The sequence below is a fragment of the Lysinibacillus sp. NPDC097868 genome (assembly GCF_044761135.1).
In the GTDB taxonomy this organism is placed as follows: domain Bacteria; phylum Bacillota; class Bacilli; order Bacillales_A; family Planococcaceae; genus Lysinibacillus.
In genome coordinates, this window is sequence record NZ_JBIWBS010000001.1 from 2,212,315 (window position 1) to 2,236,492 (window position 24,178).

Below are 24,178 nucleotides of genomic sequence, written 5' to 3' on the forward strand. Positions count from 1 at the left end.
ATTCTTTCATGTATATCTTTATGCTACAAAATATTCTCTTTTGAAACAAGAAAAAACTCCCCAAAAGGATTGGGGAGTCCAGTGTTGACTATTTCTTCACAGACTCAACATGCTCGAAAAACGACGGGTAGGAAACAGCGATGCATTCTGCATCGTCTAATGTCACTGCCCCATCCGTTATTAACGCTGCTACAGCGCCCATCATACCGATACGGTGATCCCCGTATGTTTTCAAGCTTGCCCCATATAATGGCGTTGGTCCTTCAATGATCATACCATCCTCAGTTGCTTCAATACGAGCACCTAGTTTTTTTAGCTCATCCACCACTGCAGTAATGCGATCCGTTTCTTTGACCTTGAGCTCCTCAGCATCCTTTATAATTGTTTTACCATGTGCCTGTGTTGCTAAAAGTGCAAGAATTGGAATTTCGTCGATTAATCTCGGAATCATATTCCCTTGAATAATAGTTCCGTTTAAAGTAGACGTTTCAACAGTAATTGTTGCAGTTGGCTCAGATTGACCGTCTTCATTTGCTACTATTGTTATAGACGCTCCCATGTTCTGAAGAACTTCTATGATACCATCACGCGTTGGATTAACCCCAACATTTTCTAAGACAATTTTACTATCATGGCAAATTGCACCCGCTACTAAGAAAAATGCTGCAGATGAAATATCACCTGGCACTGACACATGTGTGCCTGAAAGTGTTTGTCCACCTACAAAAGTAATAACACCATCTGCCACAGTTATTTGCGCCCCAAATTGACGTAGCATGCGCTCCGTATGGTCACGAGATACCTCTGTTTCACGTACAACTGTTGTACCTTGCGCACGTAAACCTGCTAATAAAATAGCTGATTTCACTTGTGCACTGGCAACAGGCATTTGATAGTCAATAGCTTGTAGCTTTGTACCTTGGATGGCAAGTGGTGTATATTGTCCATCTGCACGACCTGTAATATGAGCACCCATTTGACGTAACGGATCAATAACACGGCGCATCGGACGTTTACCGATGGATGCATCTCCAGTCATCACGCTATGTACTTTGGAACCAGCTAAAATCCCGAGCATTAAGCGTGTTGTTGTACCAGAGTTCCCTGTGTAAAGCACCTCACTAGGTTCCTGCCAAGCTTCCATACCTGCGCTTTCGATTGTTACATTTGTACCGTCCACATCAATCTTCACACCAAGCTTGCGGAAACAATCAATAGTACTTAAACAATCTTCACCAAGTAAAAAGCCGTCAACCGTTGTTTTCCCTATTGCAATCGCCCCAAACATAATAGAACGATGTGAAACAGATTTATCACCAGGGATTGTTAATAGCCCTTGTAAAGATGGTTTATTATACTGTAATACTTTTTCACTCATAGTCATCTCTCGCCTCCATATGAAGATAGAAAGCGCCGATAGATCGACGCTTTCTTCATTATACTTAGCCATTCGTCGCCTCTTATTAGACGTAAATGCACTAATCTATGAAATATACGTTTCGAAATTTGCTCGCTTTTGAATACATGCTGCGGCACGTTCACGATCACTTTCACTTTGCAAGCTAATCACAAGAATACCGAAGACATCTTCACGTGATTCTACAATTCGTAAATTCGTAATGCTAATTGCTTCATCAGCAAGCAGGCCTGTTACCTCAGAAATCACCCCTGGATAGTCAGGAACATCGACGTACAAGTCAAACGAAGTAAACATTGCTCCAGCACTAATTGGCAATTCATCACGCAGTTCTTTAGCAATAGCGAAATAACTTTCAATGTCTGCTGAACTACCATTTAATAGCAGTTCCTTGACACGATCCATTTCAGTTTGCCAGCCTTCAAGCTGTGATACTAATTCATCACGATTTTGAAGTGTAATATCACGCCACAGAATCGGATTAGAGGATGCAATACGTGTTACATCTCGGAACCCCCCTGCTGCAAGTGAACGTGTCATTGGGTATTCACCATTTTCCCCGCCTAATTGATGCACAAGTGATGCAGCAATAACATGCGGAAAGTGACTAACTACAGCCGTCATATGATCGTGCTCACGTGCGGATACACTAACAACTTTTGCATGTGTAAATTTTAAAAGGCTTTCTAGCTGAGCCATATTAATAATTTCTTCGCCTGCAAGTGGTGTCAGCATATAATACGCATTTTCGAAAAGATGCGCTTTCGCAGCTAATACACCACTTTTATGAGAGCCTGCCATCGGGTGTCCACCGATAAACGTAATACCAAGCTCACGTAACTCACCGGCTTTTTGCATAATCATTTTTTTCGTACTACCTGTATCTGTTACAATAACTTTATTTTTTAACGGCCATGTTTTTAATTGTTCCATCCACTCGAGCGTAGCGTTGACAGGCGTTCCAAAAATAATAATATCTACCTCTGCTGCCACATCTTTTGGATCTGTCACAATATCATGCACAATATTTAATGTTTTGGCATGTTCACGGGTTTTTTCATCCATGTCATAGCCAATAATTTTAGTTTCAGGTGCCTTTTGTAAAGCAAGAGCAATCGAGCCCCCAATTAAGCCTAAACCAATAACGAGCACTTTGCGTGTCATGCAAAAACCCCTTGTTCTTTTAACACTTCTTCAAGATGCTCTAATAATGCTGCATTTTGTGCTTCTGTACCAATTGTTACGCGGATAAAACCTGGCGCACCTAGAGCATTACCACTACGAATAATAAAACCACGCTTCATAAGCTCTTGGAAAACAACATCACTATCAGCATTCGTGTTAAAGAAAATAAAGTTTGTATCAGATGGGTAGTATGTCAAATTATGCTTTTCACAAAAATCAACGTATTGTTTTTTACCTATTTCATTTGCTGCACAGCAAGTTTTTAAAAAGTCTTGATCACTTAATGCAATGGCCGCTACAGCTTGACTTAAAATTGTATTATTAAACGGTGCACGTACGGGATCCAGTTTTGCAATGACTTCTGGTTGACCAATTGCATAGCCTACTCGGAAGGAGGCAAGACCATATGCTTTAGAAAATGTGCGCATTAATAGGACATTTGGATACTCATCAATTAAAGGTAGAGTTTCTTTATGACCTGGATGCGTCACATATTCGATATACGCTTCATCTAAAACTACAAGTACATCGCTAGGTACTTTCGCTAAAAAAGCACGTAAATCTGTATCTGCAATGACAACACCTGTTGGATTATTCGGACTACATACCCACACAATAGAAGTATGTTCATCAATAGCTGCTGCCATTGCGTCTAAGTCGTGTGCACCTTCAATACAAGGAATTTTACGAACTTCCGCACCTTCAATTTCAGCATTATGAATGTATTGTGAGAATGATGGATCTGCCATGACTGTATTCACACCTGGATACAACAGAGCACGAGTAAGAATTGCAATTATATCATCTGAACCATTTCCAAAAAGAAGCTGTGTTTCTTTGACACCAACATGTTTAGCCACAGCAGAACGTAAATTTTGTGCATAGCCGTCTGGATAGATTGCATAGTTTACTGCACTATTTTGTAAATATGCTGTTACCTTAGGTGAGCAACCAAATGGGTTTTCATTTGATGCTAACTTTACGACTTCTTGTAAGCCAAATTCACGTTGTACTTCTTCAATTGGTTTACCTGGCTTATATGCTTGCATACCGTCCAATTGTTGTTTCCATTTCATCTCAAACATCTCCTCTTATTATTTAGCTTGGGCTAAATCTGGTCTTAATTTCACAGCATCATTTAAATAAATATGCTGAACATCCTTTTGTGCCATTTCCACATTCGCATGGATTAAAACACGAATACATAATGGCAGGGCATCTGGCACATCCATTTCATGCATACACATAACAGGAACATACTGCCAGCCGTCCATTAACCTGACAGCACGAGCTGGAAACGCCGATGTAATATCTGGTGTCGTTGAAATAACGATTGATGCAATATCTTCTATCTCCACATGATTTGCTGCCACAACCTCACGCACTAATCTCGCTGTCTCATCCCATACAAGCTCTGGCTTGTCCAATTCAATTGTAATAGCACCTCTAAGTCCACGAATCATACAAGCACCTCCGCTAATAGCTGTCGGAATTCAGCATCTACCTCTTTGCATTCTGCTAACTCAATTGGTCGCACAAAAGGCTTCCCAATTTCTTCGAGTAACACAAATTGTAGGACACCGTATTCCGCTTTTTTATCTTTTAATAAATAGTCTGTTAATTGTTCAAATGTATAATCATTCACCGCATCAAAAGGATAGCCATTTTTCAGCGCAAAACGTAAAAACAATGTTGTAAATTCCCGATTCAACTTACCATATCGTTCACTTAATAATAGACAATACACAAGACCAATCATCACTGCTTCACCATGTGCAACTTTCCCATAACCCGCAGCTGCTTCTATGGCATGGCCATATGTATGACCCAAATTTAAATATTTGCGCACTGACTGCTCTGTTTCATCCTCAGACACAATTTTTGCCTTTACTTCAATTCCAGCTTTTAAATGTTTGGCCAATTCTGTTGTACTAAAATGGATAACTGAATCTGCAGCCATTAGCTCTTGAAGCCAAATGGCATTCGATATCATCGCATGCTTAATGACCTCTGCTGTACCTGAACGCACTTCACGCTCAGGTAAGCTTTCTGTAAAGACTGTATCGTAAATTACCCCTTCTGGTTGATAGAACGCACCAATCATATTTTTGCCTAGTGGATGGTTAATAGCTGTTTTACCGCCTACTGCTGAGTCATGAGCTAAAATCGTCGTTGGTATTTGGATAAATGGCACTCCACGCATATATGTAGCTGCAACAAAGCCTGTTAAATCTCCAACTGCGCCTCCACCAAATGCAAAAATAAATGATTTACGTGAACATTTTTGTTCAAGCAAGAAAGTTTGTGCTGCATTGTATTGTTCAAATGTTTTACAAGCCTCACCACCTGGTAGCACAAATACCTCAAACGCATATGGGAAATTCCCCTTGAAATATTCCCCTTGGGCAGCCCACACATTGGCGTCTGTAAAAACAATAAGCTTATCTGCTTTTTGCAGTTTATCATCAAATGTTTTGACTGCTTCGGCTAAAAAATTATGCCCAAGCACTACCTCATATTGATGTGATTTTGTTGCTACTGGTACACGCATATATTAAAACTCCTTTGCGTAACGGCGTTGTTCTTCAATTTGTGCTTTTAATTGTGGTAGTTGATCTCCATGGAATTGGTCCATAATCGCATTGGCAATTTCCCAGGCAATAACATGTTCAGCTACTACTGAAGCTGCTGGTACTGCACAGCTGTCTGAACGTTCTACGCTTGCTTTAAACGGTTCTTTTGTCTCTATATCAATACTTTGCAATGGTTTATATAATGTTGGAATTGGCTTCATAACACCTCGAACAACAATCGGCATACCTGTAGACATTCCGCCTTCTAAGCCACCAAGTCGATTCGTAGCACGAGTATAGCCTTGCTCTTCAGACCAAATGATTTCGTCATGTACTTCTGAACCTTTACGTCGAGCCATTTCAAAACCAATACCAAATTCAACACCTTTAAAAGCATTAATAGACAACATTGCGGCTGCTAATTTTGCATCTAGTTTACGGTCGTAATGAACATAAGAACCAATACCGGCTGGCATACCTTCAACGATTACTTCAACAACACCGCCAATAGAATCGCCTGCTTTTTTCGCTTCATCGATTGCCTCAACCATTTTTGCTGAAGCAACAGGATCTACACAGTAGCATGGATCGGCTTCGACGATCATACGAATTTCATCTACAGTCTTTCCTTCAATTACAGACGTGTCTGCTTTAATGCCTACAATTTCCGTTACATGTGACACAATTGAAATACCAAGCTCATTTAATAATGCTTTTGCAACAGCTCCAACGGCAACACGGACAGTAGTTTCACGCGCAGAAGAACGTTCTAAAACATTTCGTAAATCTCGATGGCCATATTTCATGCCGCCTACTAAATCAGCATGTCCTGGACGTGGGCGTGAAATTTGACGTTTAATATCATCAGGATTAACATCCTCTGCTAATGGATCCGCGCCCATAATTTTCGTCCAATGCTTCCAGTCATCATTTGTGACAACTAGCGCAACAGGAGAGCCAAGTGTTTGTCCGTGGCGAACACCACCTACTATTTCTACTGTATCCGTTTCGATTTGCATACGACGACCACGGCCATGACCTCCTTGGCGACGTTTTAAATCGTGATTAATTTTTTCTGCTGTAATTGGTAAAAGTGACGGTAAACCCTCAATTATTGTAGTTAATTGCGGTCCGTGTGATTCTCCTGCTGTTAAGTAACGCATAAACGCTTTCTCCCTTCAACTCGCTAAAGTATGTATTTTTCACTATAACATATATTCTCTAAAAAAACAGTCCTTTTGCAAATGTCATAGCACGTATTCATAAATCAATAAAGATAGACAGCATAGCATTATATGCGAATATTCTGAACGATTTATTTAAAAAAAGAGGTTTTTTTAGCTAACTTAAACGCCACACAATAAGTCCAAGATTTTTAACGTGAAACCGATTTACTTTAATAAAAAATACGCTTTTTGCTTATACAAGCGAAAAGCGTACGGTCATCTATGTCTAGTGTCTTGGCAATTTATGTACGTGACAGTCATCTTATTTACTGTACGAAAGCTTTTCATCATTTAATTAATTATTTTTTTCGATAGAAGAAAGTATCTTCCACTTCAAATTCGTAACGAGATGGATTAAAAATTTGCTCCGTTGACCCTACAAATAATATGCCATCTTGTCGTAATGCTTTACTGAAGTTCGAATATATTTGATCTTTTGCTTCTTCGGTAAAGTATATCATAACATTTCTGCACACGATTAGATCGTAATGAGAATCGTAATGATCTTTTAGCAGATTATGCTTTTTAAATGTGACACAGCGCTTAATTTCATCTTTAACTCGGTAGAAGTTTCCTTCTTGCTCAAAATACTTTGCTTGAATATCTTTTGGCACCTCTGCTAAAGAACGCTCCGGATAAACACCTAGCTTTGCCTTTTGAATTACATTTTCATCTAAATCAGTGGCGATTATTTGAATTTGCGATAATGGTACTAATTGCGATAATACCATTGCTAATGAATATGGCTCTTCTCCAGTTGAACATGCAGCACTCCAAATTTTCAAACGCTTGTTGGATTGTAGTAACTTCGGAAAAATTTTCTTTTGCAACACTTCCCAGCGCTTTCCATTTCGATAAAACTCAGACACATTAATCGTCATTCGATCTAAAAACTCATTCATCAAATCACGATCTTGCTCGAGTGCTTTTAGAAAATCAACAAAATTACGATATCCCTTTTTCTCGTAGAGTGAGGTTAATCGTCTTTTCATTTGCGCTTCTTTATATAACGCTAAATCAATTCCAGTTTTGCGCTTAATACCTTCAACAAATTGTTCATAATCAGACATACGGTCATCTTCCCCTCTAGCGTCGTATTTCCATTATAGCGGAAAAATGCCTTTACTGAAATAGTCTTTCCGTGTATTCAATGTTACTTTGTCGTATTTTTCTTTTCTTCTAATAGTAGCACTTTCGAATGTTCTAATTCTAGTCGCAATTTTTCTGTTTCTTTTGTATATGATTCCAATCTTAGCTTTTCTAATTCAACTTCTTGTTCAATTGTTTTTAATTTTAATTTCTGCCCTTTTGTACGTGCATCAGTAAATATCCCAGCTAAAGCGACCATAATGCCGCCAATAATAGCAACAATAGCAATTTCCATTTTTTTCTTCCCCCTTTCTATATAGATTATACGATAAAACCAAAAAATAGTTTCCTTTTTTGAAATTTCTCTAATCAATTCTCTATTAATCGGGAGAAAGCTCGGCTCTTCAGTACAGGAATCGCAACCCTCCATACCAGAAACTAAAAGAAGGCATCGAGTTTTAACTTCCTGATGCCTTCTATCGCCACTCTAAAATGAAGACGGTCAATTTACGCTTTCATTGATAGTTAAATTTCTACACGATAGTCTTTTAAATGTTCCCTTAGCTTTGCTTTCATAAATTTTCCTACAGATGTTTTCGGTACTTCATCTAAAAAGACTACATCATCAGGAATCCATGTTTTATGGAACTGTGACCGCAAACTGTCCAACAGCTCCTCCTTTGTAATCGAATCTTTATGCTCAGGTTTCGGAACAACACATGCCAAAGGTCGTTCCAGCCACTTTTCATGTGGTATTGCTACCACTGCCGCTTCAAATACTTTCGGATGTGTCATCAAAGCATTTTCAAGTTCCACTGACGAAATCCATTCGCCACCACTCTTAATTAAATCTTTTGTGCGATCTGTAATTTTAATATATCCATCAGGCGTCATAACCGCAATATCTCCTGTGTATAACCAACCATCTTTAAAGGCTTCTGTTGTGCGCTCATCCTTATAATACTCATTAGCAATCCAAGGGCCTCTTAATGTAATTTCGCCCATTGTCTTGCCATCCCAAGGTACCTCACCATGTTCATTCACAATGCGCATATCAAGAAGAGGCATCGTTATACCTTGCGTTGTGCGAACGTGCATTTTTTCGTCTGTAGTATAGTTTTGCATGTGCGATAAGTATGTTGATAAGCTAACAAGCGGTGATGTCTCTGTCATACCGTAGCCTGTATAATACGGAATGTTTTGCTCCTCCTCAAAGCCCCGCACAAAACCCATTGGAGATGCAGAGCCACCACAAATAATCGAACGTAAGGAAGATAAATCTCGTGGCTGTTGACGTTGTTCTTGTAAAACGCCTAGCCAAATAGTCGGAACCCCCGCTGTTAACGTTACTTTGTACTGCTCAAACAAATCGAGTAATAGCTGTGGCGTAAACATCGGTCCTGGTAATACTTGCGTTGCTCCAAATAACACACTAGCAAACGGTAAGCCCCAGGCATTGGCATGAAACATTGGTACGACTGGTAACACTACATCGCCCTCGCATATTGCTATGCTATCAGAAAGTCCCGCTGTAATACTATGAAGGACTATACTGCGATGTGTATAGACAACCCCCTTTGGCATGCCTGTTGTTGCACTCGTATAACACATGCCTGCTGGTGCATTTTCATCTATATCATCAGGGAAGACAAAATCATCATTTGCCACTGCAAGAAGTTCTTCATAGGAAAGAGCATTCGGTAATGGCGAATTTTCTAACTCAACAGCATCCCCCATGATAATAAAATGCTTCACCGTTTTAAGCTGTGACACAATTGGTGCAATAACAGGCACTAAATTTTCATCTATGAGTAAAATTTCATCTTCTGCATGATTAATTACATACACGATATGTTCAGGCGCTAGTCGAATATTTATCATATGCAGCACAGCACCTGCACACGGTACAGCAAAATATGCCTCTAAATGGCGATGGTGATTCCAAGCAAAAGTACCAACTTTTACACCACGATCCATACCAAGTGTCGTAAGAACATCCGCTAATTTACGTGTACGCTTGGCAAACTCTTTATAGGTAAACTCATGAATTATTGTAGCGCTAGTACGCGAATATATTTTCTTCGCATGAAAATATCGCTCCGCTCGATTTAAAAAACTTGTTAATAGTAAAGGTGTGTCCATCATATGCATAATATCGCTCCCTTTCGTTTTCACATTAACTTGCTTTAACACCAAAGCTGACTGCTGCTACAAAAAAGATATTTACATTTAAGAATGATGACCCCATTTACTTCACATGTACTAAAAACTTTTTAAACCATTATTTTGGCTGCATTCGTATCGCACCATCAAGGCGAATAACCTCACCATTGAGCATAACATTATGAATAATACTTTCCACCAGCATCGCATACTCAGATGGTTTTCCAAGACGTTTTGGGAATGGCGTCATGCTAGCAAGTGCCGTGCGAGCTGGCTCTGCTAATGACGCAAACATCGGCGTTTCGATTAACCCTGGTGCAATGGTCATTACGCGTATTCCCAAATCTGCAAGCTCACGTGCAATCGGCAATGTCATTGCCGCAACTCCTCCCTTTGAGGCGCTATAAGCTGCTTGTCCAATTTGACCATCAAAAGCGGCAACCGATGCTGTATTAATAATAACGCCTCGTTGTCCATCTTCGTCGGGCTCGTTTTGCTGCATTTTTTCGGCTGCAAGTCGAATAACATTAAATGTGCCTATTAAATTAACAGAAATTACTTTAGAAAATAGCTCAAGTGCATGTACGCCACGTTTTGAAATCACTTTACTTGCATTAGCAATCCCCGCACAGTTAACCGCCACGTTAATTCGATCGAATGTAGCGATAGCATGCTCAAGCCCAGCAGCTACATCTGCCTCCTGTGTAACATCAACGCGGACATAGCGAACACTTTCGCCTAATTCCTGCGTGATTATATGCCCTCTTTCATCATTAACATCGAAAATTACAGCTTTGCCGCCTTCTTTAACAATTTTTCGTACAGTCGCTTCCCCTAAGCCTGATGCACCCCCAGTTACAATCGCGACAACGTCATGACATTTCATAGAACCCAACCCCTTTACATTTTTTCAATAATTGTAGCATTTGCCATCCCCATACCTTCGCAAATAGCGAGTAGGCCATAGCGTAAGTTTTCACGTTGCATCCGATATAGCATCGTCGTTAACAACTTTGTACCAGTAGCCCCTAGTGGGTGTCCTAAAGCAATTGCTCCACCATCTGGATTTAGCTTTGCTTGGTCTGCACCAATTTCATGTAACCAAGCAAGTGGAACCGGGGCAAATGCTTCGTTCACCTCATACGTATCAATATCTTCAACCGTCAGTCCTGAGCGTTTTAAGGCTTGTCTCGTAGCCTCGATAGGACCCGTAAGCATAAGCGTTGGATCTGACCCTATTACAATGCGTGTCACTATTTTTGCAAGCGGTTGAATACCTAGCGCCTGTGCTTTTGCTAACGACATCAGCACGACAGCGGATGCACCATCACTCATTTGGCTTGCATTGCCAGCTGTAATAACCCCGTGCTCTTGAAAAACTGTTTTTAAGTCATTTAATCGTTCGATGGTCGTATCTGCTCGAGGTCCTTCATCGACTTCAAATGTAGTAACGGTTCCATCCTCTTGTGTTATTTGGACAGGCATGATTTCCTGTTGAAAATGGCCTGCCTCTATCGCTGCTAATGCTCGTCTATGGCTTTCATAAGCATAGTTATTCAACATGTCTTTTGAAAACTGCCATTTTGCCGCCATTTTCTCAGCTGATAGCCCTTGATGAATAATATGATAATTTTCTTGTAAGCGTTTACCTTTATGGGCAGTTTGCATATTCGAAAACATTGGCACCCTTGTCATACTTTCAACACCGCCAGCAATCACCACATCCATATCCCCTGCTAAAATAGCTTGTGCTCCAAAATGTACAGCTTGCTGGCTAGAACCGCATTGTCGGTCAATCGTTACGCCTGGAACCTTCTCTGGGAAGCCTGCCATTAATAAAGCTGTACGTGCAATATTTGCACCTTGTTCACCTGTTTGTGTAACACAACCAAAAATAACATCCTCTACTTGTCCTTTGTCGATACATGCACGCTTTATAACTTCCTGTAGTACATCTGCTGCTAAATCATCCGCACGTACATCTTTTAATGCGCCTTTGCTTCGTCCTATTGCTGTACGAACAGCTGCTACAATCACTACTTCTCTCATATAAATACCCCTTTTCTAAAATGATTCTGTCATATCCCTTAATTCATTTACGTTTAAGTTTATTTGCTTGGTAGAAAATATATACCGCTTTATGAAACTATTTACTAGTTGTTAATTATCTGAATATTATATTATTTATTTTACATGACAATGTAGTTATTAACAATTCTTTATGTATTTTAATAGAGTAGAAAGATAGTTAGACCACATTTCATTAAACCAAAGGCGTAGTCCTTCTTCAGTAATCAAGATTCGGCATTAAGCTCCCCCACGAAAGCCTAAGTGATACTGCTTACTGTTTCAAGATTATTTTGAGCAATAAAAAAAGAGCGACTCCAAGTTAATGGATATCGCTCTATATTTTATAAAATTAAACTAAATCTTCACCGAAGAATAAGCCAATTTCACGCTCTGCAGATGCAAGAGAGTCAGAACCGTGGATGATGTTGTGAGAAACAGTTGTTGCGTAGTCTCCACGGATTGTACCAGGGTTAGATTCTTCTGGTTTAGTAGCACCCATCATTGTACGAGCAAGTTTAATTACGTTTTCGCCTTCCCATACCATAGCGAATACTGGACCAGAAGTGATGAAGTCTACTAATTCACCGAAGAATGGACGTTCAGCATGCTCAGCATAGTGTTTTTCTGCTAATTCTTGAGGGATTACCATTAATTTAGCGCCTTTTAATACAAAACCGCGACGTTCAAAACGATCAACGATATCTCCTACTACTTGTCGTTCTACGCCATCAGGCTTAACCATTAAAAAAGTTTGTTCGATTGCCATGTTTAAAACACTCCTTAAATTCGTCTAACAGGTTTTACACCTACCGATAAATATTAACAAAAAATGAGCTTTAGCACAACAAAAAGCTAGAATTTACGCTTGCCCATAAACAATGCGATGTCACGAAGCTTTTTCTTAATAGGATGTTTTGGTAAAGCATCTATTTCTTGTAAAGCTTTTTTCAAATACTTGTCGCTCATTTTATTAGCTTGTGTAATAGCATCAGATTTACGCACATATTGCAACATTTTTTGGCGCTCGGGCTCTGTTAATGTTCCCGCAAACACTTTTGCTAAATAAGGTTGCATCTGTTCATCATCTTTTAATAACAAAATCGGCAAAGTAATATTCCCTTGTAATAAGTCACTACCTGCTGGCTTCCCTAATTCTTTATCTGTCGCCATAATATCTAATACATCATCGATTATTTGAAAGCTCATGCCCACAAAGTAACCAAAGCGTTTCAAATGGCTTACTGTTTTGGCATCTACACCTGCTGCCACTGCACCAATCTCACAGCTAGAAGAAATAAGTAGTGCCGTTTTTCGTTTAATACGTCTGAAATAATCCTTTAAACCCTGATCCAATCTAAACTTGTCTTCGATTTGAATAACTTCACCATTACAAATTTCCACCATTGTTCGTGCCAAAATTTGATGAACAAGTGGATCCTCGATTTTTGTGATGTATTCAAGTGCACGCGCAAAAATAAAATCGCCCGTGTACATTGCTACTCTGTTATTCCATTGGGATTTGACAGTTGGACGTCCTCGTCGCATATCGGAATCATCAATCACATCATCATGCACTAGCGACGCCATGTGAATGAGCTCTAAAGGCACAGCCACATTTTTCATCTTTTCGATATCATAATCGCCAAATTTTGCGCCAAGCAACACAAAAATTGGTCGGATTCGTTTGCCACCAGCTTGTAATAAATGGAGAGAAGCATCGTTAATTAAATGCGAAGACGAATTCACCGCTTTTTCTAATTCTTGTTCGATGATATCAATATCTGACTTCAAATCGGAATAGAGTAGTTTTAACTTCATCTTTTCCACGCTTGAAAACCTTCCCCCATTAACGTATCTTTTTAAAGCCCATATGCATTGCCGCAGCACCGCCACTGTATGCTTTGTACGTTACTTTTTCTAAACCTGCCTGTTCAAACATTACCGCCAGCTTCTTCATACCTGGGAAATTATTTGCGGATTCTTGTAACCAGGAATATTCTTTATAGCTTTTCGCAAAAATTTTACCAAATATCGGCATGATAAATTTAAAATAAAAACGGAATAGTTGTCGATAGCCTGGAATTTCTGATTGCGACGTTTCTAAACATACAACCATGCCACCAGGTTTTACGACGCGATTCATTTCTTTTAACACTTGCAAATAATCAGGAACATTACGTAGACCAAAACCAATCGTCACATAGTCAAATGTATCGTCTGGGAAAGGCAATTCCATTGCATTCCCTTGTATAAGCTCAATTTGCGGATAAGGCGTTATTTTTTGTTCGCCCACTTTCAGCATGTTTTTACTGAAATCCAATCCCTTTACTTCGCCACTTTTTCCAACTGCCTCAGCTAACGCAATTGTCCAGTCAGCTGTTCCACAACACACATCCAACGCTTTCGATCCAGGCTTGACAGCCATACGCTTCATCGTATCGTTACGCCAGCCAACATGCATTTGGAAGCTAATAACGCCATTCAATTTATCATAATTCTCCGAAATACTTTCAAATACTTCGTGAACGTGCTCTTCTTTCGATTTAGCCATTTTAGTAAAACCTCTCTTATCCGTTTGTAGAAGCAATAGATGCCTCTACACGTGCTTGTAGAGCTTGTTTCACATCACTTTGTAAAAATGATGCTTGGTCTATCACCTGCAACAGCTCTGTTTTTAAGCGGGCAATTTTATCTTGTAAGACGACATTGAAGGTCGTGCCTGCCTGTAATGCACTTTGTTCAAGCGCTTTACTCATTAAAGATTTTTGTCCACGCTGATACATAGCCCATTCTCTTTCTAATCGTAACAATAATAAACTCTTTTCCATTAATGGAATATAATGATGCAATGCATAAAGCTCAAAAAACTTTGCAATTAAACCTGATTCAATATTGCTTATTGAAGAACACCATTGTTCAAATGTACGCTGTTCTGCTTCATATACTTTGATTTGATGTTCACAGCGTGTCACAATTCCTTGTGACAAATTCCGAATCAATGCGACATTTCCTGACATTGCTAAAATTTCATAATATCGTCCACTATAAAAATCCCCAGCTAAAACGGTTAGCTGCTGTTCTTTTGAAGTGGCATCTAGTTCTTTAATATGATCATGTGCCGCTAGAGCTGCATATACAATTCCAACAGTTATTGCTGCTTCCCTTTGCTCTTGTTGCCACTCTTCGCCATTCAAAAAGGGAACCAACAAGTAAAACAGTTGATTTTCATCGAGCACAGGGACTCCTGTGTATTTTTGCAAAGTTCTATGACGAACATCCATGAAAATCTCTGTTTTTAACTGTGCAATTGAATTTTGAATGTATGTTGCATTCATAGACCTTACTCCATTTCACTTTCAAATACGTTAATCATCTATATGACTTAACGTTTGCTCACTGAGTCATTATAGCATAAGCATCGTTTCGGAATAAAAAGTTTTTACTTTCACCAACATGAACGGGCAGTAGAAATCCACCATAGAAATGCTCAGAAAAAATTGGTAGGAAATCTACTTGCCCGTAAAAACCAGTTTCAAGAACACATACTTATTGTTCCCGTATGTGTCATGCATCCGTGCACAATATAACTAACAATCATCGGCACTGTATATGGACCTTGCCGATAAAAGCTACAATACAATACCTACGTTACTTTTTTCCTTCACTTTGGATAACACCATGTGCTGTATGGATTTGCGCTTTGCCACGAATTTTCATGGCAGATGTATGCTCAGTAAATTGAGCAATCATGACTTCCCCTGCATCTAATTTTTCAGAATGATGGAATTTCGTATCCGTACCACGTGTTAAGCCTATTACATGTACGCCATCTTCTTCTGCCTGAATTACTATATAATCTTGCGCCATTGTCTGTACACTCCTTAAATCCGACAAATTCTTAGTCCATCATAACATAATTAGACAAGCAGTTTAAGACATTTGAATAAATGACAAGACTTCTCTACGTTTTACCTCATCTTGTTCATAAATGCCTCGTGCCACAGATGTAACAGTTTTAGATCCTGGTTTTTTCAGACCACGCATTGTCATACACATATGTTCTGCCTCGATTACTACGTAAACACCTTTTGGAGACAGCATTTCCATAATCGTATCAGCTACTGATGAAGTAATACGTTCTTGTAATTGCGGACGACGTGCAATTGTTTCAACCGCGCGACCTAATTTACTTAGTCCCGCTACAATGCCATCGTTAGGTATGTAAGCTACATGTGCTTTGCCATAAAACGGCACTAAATGATGCTCACACATTGAATAAAATGGGATATCCTTTACAAGCACTAATTCTTCATGATCCTCATGGAAAACAGTTTTAAAATAATCTTTTGCATCTTCATGTAAGCCACTAAACATTTCAGCATACATTTTAGCAACACGTTTCGGCGTATCAAGTAATCCTTCACGATTAACATCCTCGCCCACAGCTTCTAAAATCATTTTTACTGCTTCTTCTATTTTCAATAAATCAACATTCGACATTCGTAAAAACCCTCCTGCGTATCAAAGCATTACACATTTCCTTATGCATCGTAGCATATCCAAAAGTTAAGCGCAAAACGACTTACCTGATTTAAAAGAAATTCAACATATCTTCTTAAAGTTTTCGTTCATCGTGCTATGTATACAGTAAAAAACAAAGCCATCTTGTGACTAATATTTTGTATTTTATAGAAATACTGCTATTCGTTCTATTTTATAAATAAGTTAAAAAGAGCAGCCTTCATGCTCGTTTACATGAAGACTGCTCTATGTAACTACTAGACGTGTATTATTTTACAGCATCTTTAAGCGCTTTACCTGGTTTGAAAGCAGGTACCTTGCTAGCAGCGATTTCGATTTCTTTACCAGTTTGTGGGTTACGACCTTTACGAGCCGCACGTTCACGTACTTCAAAGTTACCAAAACCAATTAATTGTACTTTGTCACCCTTTGCAAGAGCATCTTGAATTGTATCAAATACAGCTTCAACTGCTTTAGAAGCGTCTTTTTTAGAAAGACCTGCAGCTTCAGCAACAGAGTTTACTAATTCTGTTTTATTCACACCATTCACCTCCTCTCAAAGGGTCATGAACCAATTCTGTAAAAAGAGTAACACATAGGAAACCGCGACGCAACTGTATTCATTCATGATTATAACCAAAATATGCGTTTTTCACCCAAAAAACAAAAATAACAGGACTTTTCGCATAAAAACGAATAGCCCTGCACTATTTTTTTGCTCTCTAATTTCCATTTTATCTCTATAAAATAAAAGTAACCAATCCTCTGTCGCCTTCATTAACCATTCGCTCAATTGTTTGGCGCATACGTTTTTTAGCTGTAGTAGGCACTGCACTCATTTTGTAGCGAATTCCTTCTTTTAACACTTCATGCAATGGTGTACCAAAAAGTTGTGTTTGCCAAAGTGCATCACGATCATGTAAATAGGCATGATTCAAATCTTTCAGTAATTGCTGACTGTGGAATTCAGAGCCAATAAGTGGAGCAAATTCTGATTCCATATCAACTCGAATAATATGATAGGATGGCGCTGTTGCCTTCATACGAACTCCATAGAAATTATTTTGCTTAATAAGTTCTGGAGCAGTTGGTTCAAACTCTTGCATCATTGGTAAAGTCACACCATATCCACTCGTATCCGCTTCAGTTATTGCATCTTTAAAGCGTTTTTGTGCTTCTTTTGCTTCAGCAGCCTCTTTAATAAATAGCAACCAATCACGCTTTGTTTCAATCGGTTCATCTAACCATTCATTACAAACTGCCTTATACAATTCTCCTTGTAATGACACTCGAATGACGGCTGTACCGATTCCAGAATCTACATGAATCACTTCACTTTGATCAATAAAATCAATCTCTTTAAAGGCATCAGAAGCTTGTTGCACGTCTCTAATTTTCATGACAGATGAAAGCACTTCTTCCATCGAATCAATCAATGCCACGTTTAAAGGATGTGTAGCATCTAGTACATCAAGCCAATCTGGTTTCTCAACCTCAATCGTCCGAATTGGAAACTCAAATAACGCCTCTTGCAAAATATATTGAATATCAGTAGCACGCATTTGATCGATTGAAATCGCAATTACAGGAACGTTATAACGTTCAAATAGCTCATTTCGAAGCTGTACTGTTTCTTCTCGTGCTGGCATTTGACAATTTAACACGATAACAAAAGGTTTTCCAATTTCCTTTAATTGTGCAACAATTTCTTCTTCCGCTTTTTCAGCGGCACGACGGCTAATACCATTTACTGTTCCATCAGTTGTCACAACAATACCGATATTAGCATGATCTCGAATCACTTTATCCGTGCCAATTTTCGCCGCTTCCTGGAAAGGAATTGGCTCTGTATGCCAAGGTGTATGCACAAATTTTGGACCATTCTCATCCTCATAGCCCTTTGTACCATCAATGACATAACCAACGCAATCAGCTAAACGAATTTGGAATGTCATTTCATCTTCGCCGACCGCTATACGTGTCGCTTGAGCAGGCACAAACTTCGGCTCAGCAGTCATGATTACTGGGCCTGGCGAGCTTTGTGGCAGCTCGTCCTGTGCTCGCATTCTTTCTGTGTCATCCACAATATTCGGTAACACTACAGCTTCCATTACTTTTTTTACAAATGTTGATTTACCTACACGAACTGGACCTACAACACCAATATAAACATCGCCATTTGTGCGCTCTGCAATTTCTTTAAATACTGCTTCACTCAAGGTTTCTGCCTCCTTTATCTACGCTTTTTCACTATATGCATCCACGAAGATAAATATGAAAAGCTCCTTTGTAGCAATATGAATAGAATTTATATTTCCGCTAGACGGTGATTCCGCGAAGCAAGGTAGTTTTTCCGCGGAATGAAGTGATAATTCCGCGGAACAAGGTATTAATTCCGCGAAGTAATTGTTTGAGTGCCTGGCACTAATTTCGACAGCTATTTTGGCATAAAAAAGCCTCAATCATTAGATGTTCTCTAACGATTGAGGTAATTAAAACTTTAATTCGATTCGGTAGCTTTACTTTCACTTTCTTGAGCTGCTTCAGCTTCTTCCTTCGCCTTTTTTGCATCCGCTTTATAGGCATCCATCATATAAGTTGGCTCGCCATTTACATCTACAGTGTATGGCACTGAATAGGCTGGAACAACGGGATATTTATCGACAAGTAATTGACGAATATCCTCGCCTGGCTTTACATCTGGCTTGTCCTCTTTTAATAGCTGACCTAAATCGATTGAATAATCCACATGCATTTCGCCATCGCCTGTCATAAATATTGGTAATTCCGCACCTGAATATGGACTTTTGACTGTTACTTCTGATTTGTAGCCTAATTTTTCAAAGTTAATTTGGTAGACATTATCAGCAATTGCACCCTTTGTCGGAATATACTGTGTACCCAATTTGCGAATATTAATCTCTCGCATACGCTCCGCAGAGTTTAAATCTACTAATTTTACTTCGGCGCTGTTTTCTGGATCCCAAATAATATATTGATAAATACCGCCTTTTTCATATGCATTCCCTGGAATTTGCGTAATATATTTTGGCATAAGTTTTTCAAAGTCTATTAAATATTTTATATAGATATCCGTATCCAATTCACTATTTTTAATTGGTACTAGGCCACCTGTAGCTTCACGATATTCATTGACAGCACGTTGGACAGATGCTAATTGATCGACATCTGGCACTTGGTTTGCGGCCTTTTCCTCCTCAGGATATGCGCAACCACCTAGCAAAACGGTTATTGCCACTGTCAAAAGAAAAGCATTTAGTTTTTTCATTTCACGTTTTTCCCCCTTTTTAAGCTGGCCATGTAGCAATTATAAGTACCATTAAAAATGTTCCAAGTCCAAACAGTATGTATGCTAATAAATTTACGATTGTACGTAATAAACCATTTGAAATTTTATTGCGACCTAGATAAATTAAACCAACTGAAATAATCATAAAGCCGATACAATAAAAAGATACCCACATGATATCCAGTGCTGGCATATGTGCTAACGGACCCATTTAAGTCTACCACCTTTCTTCAATGACACGAGACAATCAACGTTTATTATACTATGGGCATCCTTAAAAAAGAAGGCGCTTTCCCAAAAGTAAAAATGGCGTGCTATAAGGTGCTTAACATGCTATTTTTTTGATATACGAAAAAATAATCCTTACAAGCTCATATAAATTAAGGTGAACGCTACAACATATAATTCTCCGTGGAAATCATATCATATTTTTACTATAGGTGGAGAAATTCATCATTATAAAAATAACTTTTAAGGCAAAAAAAGTATTATTACCACCTATTACTTTACAATTTGTTCAAAAAAGAGACACCTCAGATTCTTCTGAGATGCCTCTTTTGTGTCCATTTCATGACAAGTTATATATTGTTACTGGTTCAAAACATTATTACTAATATAATTTAGTTCATCAGTTCATCGATCTCGCGCTTTTTCACGCGCATCATTAATGCATCGACAGCCACTTTCGGCTCTACATCGTTAAACAATACGCCATAAAGTTCAGTCGAAATTGGCATGGCAACATCATATTTTTCGGCCAGTTGATAGGCTGCCTTCGTTGTCCGTACGCCTTCCACTACCATACCCATTTGATCGAGTACTTCTGGCAGCTTCATGCCTTTACCTAACATATTTCCTGCTCGCCAATTGCGAGAATGCACGCTTGTACACGTTACGATTAAATCACCCATGCCTGTCAGCCCTGCAAATGTAAATGGATTTCCGCCCATTTTGACACCTAGACGAGTAATTTCAGCAAGTCCACGTGTAATAAGTGCAGCCTTCGCATTATCACCATAATTTAAGCCATCTGTTATGCCTGCAGCTAACGCTATAACGTTTTTTAATGCACCACCCATTTCCACGCCTATAACATCCTCATTCGTATATACGCGGAAAAATTGGTTCATAAACAAGTCCTGTACCTTCTCAGCCGCCTCTATATTGGCACAGGCTGCTGTAATCGTCGTTGGGGAATGTAATACTACTTCCTCTGCATGACTTGGCCCTGAGAGCACTACAATGTCTTCTACAAATTCAGAAGGCAAGCTTTCGGCCAAAATTTCAGATATACGTTTTAATGAATCCGGCTCAATTCCCTTTGAAACATGGACAAATAATACTTTTCTGTCTAATGTAGCGGTCATCTTTTCACAAGTTTCTCGTATAGCCTTAGTTGGCACTGCAACAACGATTGTATTAGAATGTGATACTGCCTCTGCAATATCGTTTGTAGCATGTAAATTCTCTGGTAGTATCGTTTCTGGTAAATACTTTTTATTTGTATGCTGTGTATTAATTTCTTCTGCCTGATTGGCTCTATGCGTCCACACAAGGGTATCATGTCCATTTTCCGCAAGTACCATTGCAAGTGCTGTTCCCCATGATCCTGCTCCTAGTACACAAACTCGTTCCATTCAAATTCCCCCTTCTATTTCCATTAGGTAAATCTTCGCGGGCAAAATGCATGTTATCTAACAAATTTTAACCAAATTGTGATTTAGCCTAGTCCTTTGAAAAAAGACGCCACCCAACAACAATGGTCGGGTTGGCGTACTGAATAAGTTATATTTTAGATTATGCACGCGCACGTGTAATTAAACGAATTGGCGTACCTTCAAAATCAAATGTATCACGAATTCTATTTTCTAAAAATCGCTCATAAGAGAAGTGCATTAATTCTGTTTCATTTACAAATACCACAAATGTTGGTGGTTGAATCGCCACTTGTGTTGCATAGTAGATACGTAAGCGACGACCTTTATCAGTTGGCGCTGGATTACGTGCAACCGCATCTTCAATCACTTCATTTAGAATAGATGATTGTATACGCATCGCGTGATTTTCACTTACACGCTGTACAATCGGTAAAATTTGATGTACTCGTTGTTTTGTATTTGCTGACACGAAAATAATCGGTGCATAGTCTAAGAATAAAAAGTGTTCACGGATTTGGTGTGTAAATACATTCATTGTTTTGTCGTCTTTTTCAATGGTATCCCATTTGTTAACTACAATGATAATAGCTTTTCCAGCCTCATGTGCATAGCCTGCAATTTTTTTATCCTGTTCTTGAATGCCTTCTTCAGCATTCAGAACAACTAAAACAACGTCAGAACGCTCAATAGCACGTAGCGCACGTAAAACAGAATATTTCTCTGTCGTTTCGTACACTTTCCCTTTTTTACGCATACCGGCAGTATCAATAATTACATATTCATTCCCATCGTATTCGTAAGGCGTATCAATAGCATCTCGCGTTGTACCCGCAATGTTACTTACAATGACACGATCTTGACCTAGGAACGCATTCACTAATGATGATTTCCCGACATTTGGACGACCAATTAAAGAGAATTTAATCACGTCATCTCCGTATTGATTTTCATCTTCTTGTGGGAAGTGCTTTGCACACTCGTCTAATAAATCTCCTAAGCCCAATCCGTGGGAGCCTGAAATTGGCCAAGGTTCACCAAATCCCAGTGCATAGAAATCATAAATCATTTCACGCATATCTGGATTATCAATTTTATTAACTGCTAAAACGACCGGCTTTTTTGTTTTGTATAAAATTTTTGCAACTTGCTCATCTGCTGCTGTTACACCTTCACGACCATTCGTCATAAAAATAATAACGTCTGCTTCTTCAATAGCGATTTCAGCTTGTTGACGAATTTGTTCTAAAAACGGCTCGTCTCCAATTTCGATACCACCTGTATCAATAATATTAAAATCATGTGTTAACCACTCTGCCGAACTATAAATACGGTCACGTGTTACTCCCGGAATATCTTCTACAATCGAGACACGTTCTCCAACGATGCGATTAAAAATCGTCGACTTACCTACGTTCGGACGACCTACGATGGCTACTACTGGTTTCGTCATCTGTACTTCATCCTTCCAACTTCTTGTCTTTCGCTATTATACACGAAAAATGCCATTATATCATAACATATCCATCATGAAGAGTACTTTTTAGCTTTCTCTTTAACATAACCGCTATTTTTCGTTCCAAGCATTTCCTTTTTAGCAGGTACGGCTCCAACTAGTTATCCTGTTGTGGCTTACGTTATACGGAGGTGAAAGCACCGCCCTCAGCGGAAATCAACTGTAACTAAATGAAAAAAATTTAGACAAAATAAAGCGAGGATACACTACGTATCCTCGCTTTTTGTTATTATTTAAAGTTTTTCAGTTGGTCGCCAATTACATCACCGAGAGAGAAACCTGTGTTTTCTTCTGGTAATTCATAGTCGATTACTTCTTCCACCTCTGGATTTTCCAATAAATCTTTGATACTTAATGCAAGGCGCCCTTCGTCAACGTTGACATCTAGCACCTTTACTTGTACCTCTTGCGCTTCTTTCAACGCTTCATGAGGCGTATTAATATGCTTATGCGCAATTTGTGAAATATGCACTAAACCTTCCACTCCAGGGAACACTTCTACAAAAGCACCAAATGACGTCAGGCGTTTTACTTTACCTACAAGCACAGTGCCTTTCGCAGCACGATCTTCAATATTCGACCAAGGTCCAGGAACTGTTTCCTTAATCGATAACGAAATACGCTCATTCTCTGGGTCTACTGAAAGAACCTTAACTTTTACTTCTTGTCCTTCTGATAATACCTCACTGACATCACTCACATGCTCATGTGATACTTGTGAAATATGGACAAGTCCATCAATACCACCAAGATCAATAAATGCACCAAATGATGCTATACGCTGTACTTTACCATCTAATACATCGCCAGCTTTAATTTGGTTAATAACATTTTTCTTCTGAGAGGCTTTCTCAGATTCTACTACTGCTCGATGTGATAGAATTAAGCGATTTTTTTCTTTATCTAGCTCGACAATTTTAAAGCTTAGTACTTTCCCTTTATAATCTTCAAAATCATCGACAAAATAATCTTCTACTAGGGATGCTGGAACGAACCCACGTACTCCTAAATCTACAACAAGACCACCTTTAACAATATCCTTTACTTCCGCTTCGAAAACTTCTCCAGCAGCAAATTGTTGTTCTAGTGTATCCCATGCTTTTAAGGCATCTACTTTACGTTTTGATAATACATAGTTTTCTTCTTCAACCTTTGTAATCATCAATTCTAACTCATCCCCAACGGAGATAGCGTCAGACGCTTTTTCAATGTGTAAGCTCGATAATTCACTTATTGGTACGATACCGTCAAACGGTGCACCTGGAATTGAAACAGTTACCGCTTTTTCATCAACCTGCTCTGCAATACCTTTGACGATATCACCTTCGTTAAACGTTTGTTCTGCATAGTTCATTTCTTCAGACATATGTAACCCTCCTTCGCATCTTCCCTTACTATTTTATTCGATATTGAAGACAAAGACAAAAATAAATCCTTTAAATTCAAAAAATGT

The 24,178-nt window shown here is 39.0% G+C and carries 24 protein-coding genes; all 24 read right to left on the reverse strand.

Going from position 1 to position 24,178, the window contains the following annotated elements; all coding sequences use genetic code 11:
- Nucleotides 1-88: 88 nt before the first annotated feature.
- Nucleotides 89-1,378, reverse strand: coding sequence for a 3-phosphoshikimate 1-carboxyvinyltransferase (aroA, locus tag ACIQXJ_RS10950; RefSeq protein WP_403054890.1), 1,290 nt, complete (start codon nt 1,376-1,378; stop codon nt 89-91).
- A gap of 105 nt (nt 1,379-1,483) precedes the next feature.
- A complete protein-coding gene (locus ACIQXJ_RS10955) occupies nt 1,484-2,581 on the reverse strand; it encodes a prephenate dehydrogenase (RefSeq protein WP_403053273.1) in 1,098 nt (365 codons plus the stop codon).
- Nucleotides 2,578-3,678, reverse strand: coding sequence for a histidinol-phosphate transaminase (hisC, locus tag ACIQXJ_RS10960; RefSeq protein ID WP_403053276.1), 1,101 nt, complete (start codon nt 3,676-3,678; stop codon nt 2,578-2,580). Before hisC ends, ACIQXJ_RS10955 begins: the two co-directional genes overlap by 4 nt.
- Before the next feature lie 18 nt (nt 3,679-3,696).
- Nucleotides 3,697-4,065, reverse strand: coding sequence for a chorismate mutase (aroH, locus tag ACIQXJ_RS10965; protein WP_340825201.1), 369 nt, complete (start codon nt 4,063-4,065; stop codon nt 3,697-3,699).
- On the reverse strand, nt 4,062-5,153 hold the full coding sequence (gene aroB / locus ACIQXJ_RS10970; protein ID WP_403053279.1) for a 3-dehydroquinate synthase: 1,092 nt from the start codon (nt 5,151-5,153) through the stop codon (nt 4,062-4,064). Before aroB ends, aroH begins: the two co-directional genes overlap by 4 nt.
- A gap of 3 nt (nt 5,154-5,156) precedes the next feature.
- Entirely contained in the window at nt 5,157-6,338 is a 1,182-nt protein-coding gene (gene aroC / locus ACIQXJ_RS10975) for a chorismate synthase (protein ID WP_403053282.1), read from the reverse strand.
- Nucleotides 6,339-6,700: 362 nt separating this feature from the next.
- The gene (locus ACIQXJ_RS10980; RefSeq protein ID WP_403053285.1) at nt 6,701-7,471 is read right to left on the reverse strand and encodes a CheR family methyltransferase; all 771 of its coding nucleotides are present in this window, start codon (nt 7,469-7,471) and stop codon (nt 6,701-6,703) included.
- A gap of 83 nt (nt 7,472-7,554) precedes the next feature.
- On the reverse strand, nt 7,555-7,785 hold the full coding sequence (locus tag ACIQXJ_RS10985; protein WP_340825205.1) for a hypothetical protein: 231 nt from the start codon (nt 7,783-7,785) through the stop codon (nt 7,555-7,557).
- 230 nt (nt 7,786-8,015) lie between these two features.
- Nucleotides 8,016-9,641, reverse strand: coding sequence for a long-chain fatty acid--CoA ligase (locus ACIQXJ_RS10990; protein WP_403054892.1), 1,626 nt, complete (start codon nt 9,639-9,641; stop codon nt 8,016-8,018).
- A gap of 130 nt (nt 9,642-9,771) precedes the next feature.
- A complete protein-coding gene (locus ACIQXJ_RS10995; RefSeq protein ID WP_403053288.1) occupies nt 9,772-10,539 on the reverse strand; it encodes a 3-hydroxyacyl-CoA dehydrogenase in 768 nt (255 codons plus the stop codon).
- A gap of 14 nt (nt 10,540-10,553) precedes the next feature.
- Nucleotides 10,554-11,702: a thiolase family protein gene (locus tag ACIQXJ_RS11000; RefSeq protein ID WP_403053291.1), complete on the reverse strand. Its 1,149-nt coding sequence runs from the start codon at nt 11,700-11,702 to the stop codon at nt 10,554-10,556.
- Between the two features lie 370 nt (nt 11,703-12,072).
- A complete protein-coding gene (gene ndk / locus ACIQXJ_RS11005; RefSeq protein ID WP_173478456.1) occupies nt 12,073-12,489 on the reverse strand; it encodes a nucleoside-diphosphate kinase in 417 nt (138 codons plus the stop codon).
- An 86-nt stretch (nt 12,490-12,575) separates the two neighbouring features.
- Nucleotides 12,576-13,550, reverse strand: a complete 975-nt coding sequence (gene hepT, locus ACIQXJ_RS11010) for a heptaprenyl diphosphate synthase component II (protein WP_340825211.1) — start codon at nt 13,548-13,550, stop codon at nt 12,576-12,578.
- Between the two features lie 19 nt (nt 13,551-13,569).
- Nucleotides 13,570-14,274: a demethylmenaquinone methyltransferase gene (locus ACIQXJ_RS11015; RefSeq protein WP_401008290.1), complete on the reverse strand. Its 705-nt coding sequence runs from the start codon at nt 14,272-14,274 to the stop codon at nt 13,570-13,572.
- 16 nt (nt 14,275-14,290) lie between these two features.
- Complete coding sequence (locus tag ACIQXJ_RS11020; protein WP_403053294.1) at nt 14,291-15,058, reverse strand: heptaprenyl diphosphate synthase component 1; 768 nt, start codon at nt 15,056-15,058, stop codon at nt 14,291-14,293.
- Nucleotides 15,059-15,371: 313 nt separating this feature from the next.
- Nucleotides 15,372-15,590 (reverse strand): trp RNA-binding attenuation protein MtrB, encoded by a 219-nt coding sequence (gene mtrB, locus ACIQXJ_RS11025; RefSeq protein ID WP_010858802.1) that lies wholly within the window; start codon nt 15,588-15,590, stop codon nt 15,372-15,374.
- Nucleotides 15,591-15,653: 63 nt separating this feature from the next.
- Nucleotides 15,654-16,223 carry a GTP cyclohydrolase I FolE gene (folE, locus tag ACIQXJ_RS11030; protein ID WP_173478452.1) on the reverse strand — a complete coding sequence of 190 codons (570 nt, stop codon included), beginning with the start codon at nt 16,221-16,223 and terminating at the stop codon, nt 15,654-15,656.
- A 289-nt stretch (nt 16,224-16,512) separates the two neighbouring features.
- A complete protein-coding gene (locus ACIQXJ_RS11035; protein WP_004232618.1) occupies nt 16,513-16,785 on the reverse strand; it encodes an HU family DNA-binding protein in 273 nt (90 codons plus the stop codon).
- Nucleotides 16,786-16,984: 199 nt separating this feature from the next.
- Nucleotides 16,985-18,463 carry a stage IV sporulation protein A gene (spoIVA, locus tag ACIQXJ_RS11040; protein ID WP_401008295.1) on the reverse strand — a complete coding sequence of 493 codons (1,479 nt, stop codon included), beginning with the start codon at nt 18,461-18,463 and terminating at the stop codon, nt 16,985-16,987.
- A gap of 281 nt (nt 18,464-18,744) precedes the next feature.
- Nucleotides 18,745-19,533, reverse strand: a complete 789-nt coding sequence (locus ACIQXJ_RS11045) for a hypothetical protein (RefSeq protein WP_403053297.1) — start codon at nt 19,531-19,533, stop codon at nt 18,745-18,747.
- Between the two features lie 19 nt (nt 19,534-19,552).
- Entirely contained in the window at nt 19,553-19,765 is a 213-nt protein-coding gene (locus ACIQXJ_RS11050) for a DUF2768 domain-containing protein (RefSeq protein ID WP_340825217.1), read from the reverse strand.
- 409 nt (nt 19,766-20,174) lie between these two features.
- A complete protein-coding gene (locus ACIQXJ_RS11055) occupies nt 20,175-21,191 on the reverse strand; it encodes an NAD(P)H-dependent glycerol-3-phosphate dehydrogenase (RefSeq protein WP_403053300.1) in 1,017 nt (338 codons plus the stop codon).
- Between the two features lie 160 nt (nt 21,192-21,351).
- The gene (gene der / locus ACIQXJ_RS11060) at nt 21,352-22,662 is read right to left on the reverse strand and encodes a ribosome biogenesis GTPase Der (RefSeq protein ID WP_403053303.1); all 1,311 of its coding nucleotides are present in this window, start codon (nt 22,660-22,662) and stop codon (nt 21,352-21,354) included.
- 292 nt (nt 22,663-22,954) lie between these two features.
- Nucleotides 22,955-24,091 (reverse strand): 30S ribosomal protein S1, encoded by a 1,137-nt coding sequence (gene rpsA / locus ACIQXJ_RS11065; RefSeq protein ID WP_403053306.1) that lies wholly within the window; start codon nt 24,089-24,091, stop codon nt 22,955-22,957.
- Nucleotides 24,092-24,178 lie beyond the last annotated feature (87 nt).

Bases quoted from the DNA above. Each gene is read 5' to 3' on its own strand.
- ACIQXJ_RS10980 (WP_403053285.1), bottom strand. From the start codon at position 7,471: ATGTCTGATTATGAACAATTTGTTGAAGGTATTAAGCGCAAAACTGGA.
- aroA (WP_403054890.1), bottom strand. From the start codon at position 1,378: ATGAGTGAAAAAGTATTACAGTATAATAAACCATCTTTACAAGGGCTA.
- hisC (WP_403053276.1), bottom strand. From the start codon at position 3,678: ATGAAATGGAAACAACAATTGGACGGTATGCAAGCATATAAGCCAGGT.
- ACIQXJ_RS10985 (WP_340825205.1), bottom strand. From the start codon at position 7,785: ATGGAAATTGCTATTGTTGCTATTATTGGCGGCATTATGGTCGCTTTA.
- ndk (WP_173478456.1), bottom strand. From the start codon at position 12,489: ATGGCAATCGAACAAACTTTTTTAATGGTTAAGCCTGATGGCGTAGAA.
- ACIQXJ_RS11015 (WP_401008290.1), bottom strand. From the start codon at position 14,274: ATGGCTAAATCGAAAGAAGAGCACGTTCACGAAGTATTTGAAAGTATT.
- mtrB (WP_010858802.1), bottom strand. From the start codon at position 15,590: ATGGCGCAAGATTATATAGTAATTCAGGCAGAAGAAGATGGCGTACAT.
- ACIQXJ_RS11055 (WP_403053300.1), bottom strand. From the start codon at position 21,191: ATGGAACGAGTTTGTGTACTAGGAGCAGGATCATGGGGAACAGCACTT.
- rpsA (WP_403053306.1), bottom strand. From the start codon at position 24,091: ATGTCTGAAGAAATGAACTATGCAGAACAAACGTTTAACGAAGGTGAT.
- ACIQXJ_RS11000 (WP_403053291.1), bottom strand. From the start codon at position 11,702: ATGAGAGAAGTAGTGATTGTAGCAGCTGTTCGTACAGCAATAGGACGA.
- folE (WP_173478452.1), bottom strand. From the start codon at position 16,223: ATGTCGAATGTTGATTTATTGAAAATAGAAGAAGCAGTAAAAATGATT.
- ACIQXJ_RS10955 (WP_403053273.1), bottom strand. From the start codon at position 2,581: ATGACACGCAAAGTGCTCGTTATTGGTTTAGGCTTAATTGGGGGCTCG.
- ACIQXJ_RS10990 (WP_403054892.1), bottom strand. From the start codon at position 9,641: ATGCATATGATGGACACACCTTTACTATTAACAAGTTTTTTAAATCGA.
- der (WP_403053303.1), bottom strand. From the start codon at position 22,662: ATGACGAAACCAGTAGTAGCCATCGTAGGTCGTCCGAACGTAGGTAAG.
- aroC (WP_403053282.1), bottom strand. From the start codon at position 6,338: ATGCGTTACTTAACAGCAGGAGAATCACACGGACCGCAATTAACTACA.
- ACIQXJ_RS11020 (WP_403053294.1), bottom strand. From the start codon at position 15,058: ATGAATGCAACATACATTCAAAATTCAATTGCACAGTTAAAAACAGAG.
- aroH (WP_340825201.1), bottom strand. From the start codon at position 4,065: ATGATTCGTGGACTTAGAGGTGCTATTACAATTGAATTGGACAAGCCA.
- ACIQXJ_RS11050 (WP_340825217.1), bottom strand. From the start codon at position 19,765: ATGGGTCCGTTAGCACATATGCCAGCACTGGATATCATGTGGGTATCT.
- ACIQXJ_RS10995 (WP_403053288.1), bottom strand. From the start codon at position 10,539: ATGAAATGTCATGACGTTGTCGCGATTGTAACTGGGGGTGCATCAGGC.
- ACIQXJ_RS11045 (WP_403053297.1), bottom strand. From the start codon at position 19,533: ATGAAAAAACTAAATGCTTTTCTTTTGACAGTGGCAATAACCGTTTTG.
- aroB (WP_403053279.1), bottom strand. From the start codon at position 5,153: ATGCGTGTACCAGTAGCAACAAAATCACATCAATATGAGGTAGTGCTT.